The 2,296-nt window shown below is 69.7% G+C and carries 3 protein-coding genes; 2 read left to right on the top strand and 1 reads right to left on the bottom strand.

The genetic code is table 11. The features are described from left to right. Positions 1 to 366, top strand: a 366-nt coding sequence (locus tag VFB18_RS15240; RefSeq protein ID WP_324977216.1) for an SAM-dependent methyltransferase, incomplete at its 5' end; no start/stop codon positions are given. After that, positions 356 to 1,594: a class I SAM-dependent RNA methyltransferase gene (locus VFB18_RS15235; protein WP_324977214.1), complete on the top strand. Its 1,239-nt coding sequence runs from the start codon at positions 356 to 358 to the stop codon at positions 1,592 to 1,594. The genes VFB18_RS15240 and VFB18_RS15235, both read left to right, overlap by 11 nt. A 54-nt stretch (positions 1,595 to 1,648) precedes the next feature. On the opposite strand, the gene VFB18_RS15230 is transcribed toward VFB18_RS15235, so the two are convergent. Continuing rightward, positions 1,649 to 2,296, bottom strand: a 648-nt coding sequence (locus VFB18_RS15230; protein ID WP_324977211.1) for an NAD-dependent deacylase, incomplete at its 5' end; no start/stop codon positions are given.

The raw sequence follows: 2,296 nt of genomic DNA, 5'->3' as shown, positions 1-2,296 counted from the left end.
CGCGTCGTGGTCCTGGAAGAGACCGACGCGCGCCATCTCTCGGTCGCGCTCATCAAGGAGCCGGTCGGGGCCATCGTCGCCGACGTGAGCTTCATCAGCCTCACCCTGGCGCTTCCCGCGGCGCTTACGCTCGCCGCGCCGGGCGCCTGGCTGATCGCTCTGATCAAGCCGCAATTCGAGGCCGGCCGGAAGGCCGTGGGCAAGGGCGGGGTGGTGCGCTCGGAGGCGGCGCGCGCGAGAGCCGTCACCCGCGTCTGGCAGTTCCTCGAGGCCGCGGGGTGGACGGTCGAGGGCGTCGTGCCCTCGCCGATCCGCGGTCGCGGCGGCAATGTCGAATTCCTGATCGGCGCGCGCCATGGCGGCTGAAATCCTCGAGGTCGAGATCGCCCGGCTCGGGGCCGGCGGAGACGGCGTGGCCGACGGCCCCGGCGGCCCGATCTACGTGCCTTTTACCCTTTCCGGCGAGAGGGTGGTGATCGCGCTCAAGCCCGGCGAGAACCGCGGCGACCTTCTCGAGGTGGTCGAGCCGAGCAGAGACCGCGTGGCCCCTGTCTGCCGCTATTTCGGCGCCTGCGGCGGTTGCGCGCTTCAGCACATGGAGAAGGACGCCTATCTCGCCTGGAAGCGCGATCAAGTTGCCGCCGCATTCAAGGCGAGGGGGCTCACGGTCGCAATCGAGCCGGTGCTGACGGTGCCGCTCGCGAGCCGCCGCCGTGCTACGCTTTCCCTCGGGCGAGAGAGGCAGGGGCCGGTGCTCGGCTACCGCCGTGCCCGCAGCCACGACCTCATCGATGTCGATGCCTGTCCCGTGCTCGTCCCCGTCATATCGGCTCGCCTCGCACGGTTGAAGCAGGCGCTTGGCTCCCTTCTCGGCGTCAGGCGCGAGGCGCGCGTCACGCTGACCGAGACGGAGACCGGTCTCGATGTGCTTCTCGAAGGGGCGCGCCCGAGCCCCGTCGCAATCGGGGCTTTCGCCGCCGAGGCCGCCGCCCTCAGCGTGGCGCGCCTCACTGCGGGCGCCGACAGCATCGCGCTTGGCGGGGCGCCCGAGCTCGACCTATCGGGCGCGCGCGTCAAGCTTCCGCCGGGGGCCTTCATCCAGGCCTCGCGCGAGGCCGAAACCGAGATGGTCGCTCTCGTGCTCGAAGGCGCCGGCAAGGCGAAGCGCATCGCGGACCTGTTCGCCGGGCTCGGCACCTTCACCTTCGCGCTTGCCCGAAGCTCGGCCGTGGATGCCTATGAGGCCGATGGGGCGGCGCTCGCCCAGCTCGCCGAAGCCGCGCGAAGGACCCCGAAGCTGAAGCCGGTCAGGCCCTTCGCGCGCGACCTGTTCCGCGCCCCGCTTGGCGTCGCGGAGCTGCAAGCCTACGGGGCGGTGGTGTTCGATCCCCCGCGGGCCGGAGCCTCTGCCCAGGCCACCCAGCTTGCCAAGTCGCCTGTGCCCTCGCTCGTTGCGGTGTCCTGCAATCCCGGCACGCTCGCGCGCGACCTCCGTATCCTCGTCGACGGCGGCTATCGCATAACCCGCGTGGTGCCGGTCGATCAGTTCCTCTTCTCACCCCACATAGAGGTCGTCGCCCATCTTTCGCGCTGAACTTTCTTCCCTGGATGCCCGGTTTCGAGCCGGGACACGACGAGGAAGGACTGGCTAGCGCCCAAGCAGCCGCTCGACATAGGCCGGGACCACCTCGGTCGCCGGGCCGTAGAGGGCCTCGGCAAACAGCGACGCGCCCTCCGAGGGCTCGAGATTGAGCTCGACCGTATGCGCGCCGGCACGTCGCGCCTCGGCAACGAACCCGGCCGCGGGATAGACCGCGCCGCTGGTTCCGATCGACACGAACAGGTCGCAAGCGGCAAGTGCCGCGTCGATCCGCTCCATCTCGCGCGGTGTCTCGCCGAACCACACGACGTCTGGCCTCATCGCCGCTTCGCCGCAGCTGGGGCAGGGCGTGGTGACGGAAAGATCCTCCTGCCAAGGCAGGCTCAATCCGCATTCGGCGCAGAGCGCTTTGCCCAGCTCGCCGTGCATATGGATAAGGTTCTTCGTTCCGGCCGCCTCGTGCAGCGCGTCGATGTTCTGGGTTACGGTCAGTACGTTTCCCCGAAACTCGCGTTCGAGCTTGGCGAGCGCGCAGTGCGCCGCGTTCGGCCGCGCCTCTCTCAGCCAGCCGCGCCGGAGATTGTAGAATTCGTGCACCTTGACCGGATTGCGGGCGAAGCCCTCGGGCGTCGCCACCTCGTCGAGATCGAAGCGCGTCCACAATCCGTCCTTGCCGCGGAAGGTGCCGAGCCCGCT

It is taken from the genome of Methyloceanibacter sp. (genome assembly GCF_035650995.1).
GTDB lineage: Bacteria > Pseudomonadota > Alphaproteobacteria > Rhizobiales > Methyloligellaceae > Methyloceanibacter.
Note: the sequence above shows the minus strand (reverse complement) of the source record. Positions and strands in the feature narration are given on the sequence as shown.

What these genes read in the sequence shown, in the direction of transcription:
- VFB18_RS15235 (WP_324977214.1), top strand. Translation starts at nt 356, where the DNA reads ATGGCGGCTGAAATCCTCGAGGTCGAGATCGCCCGGCTCGGGGCCGGC.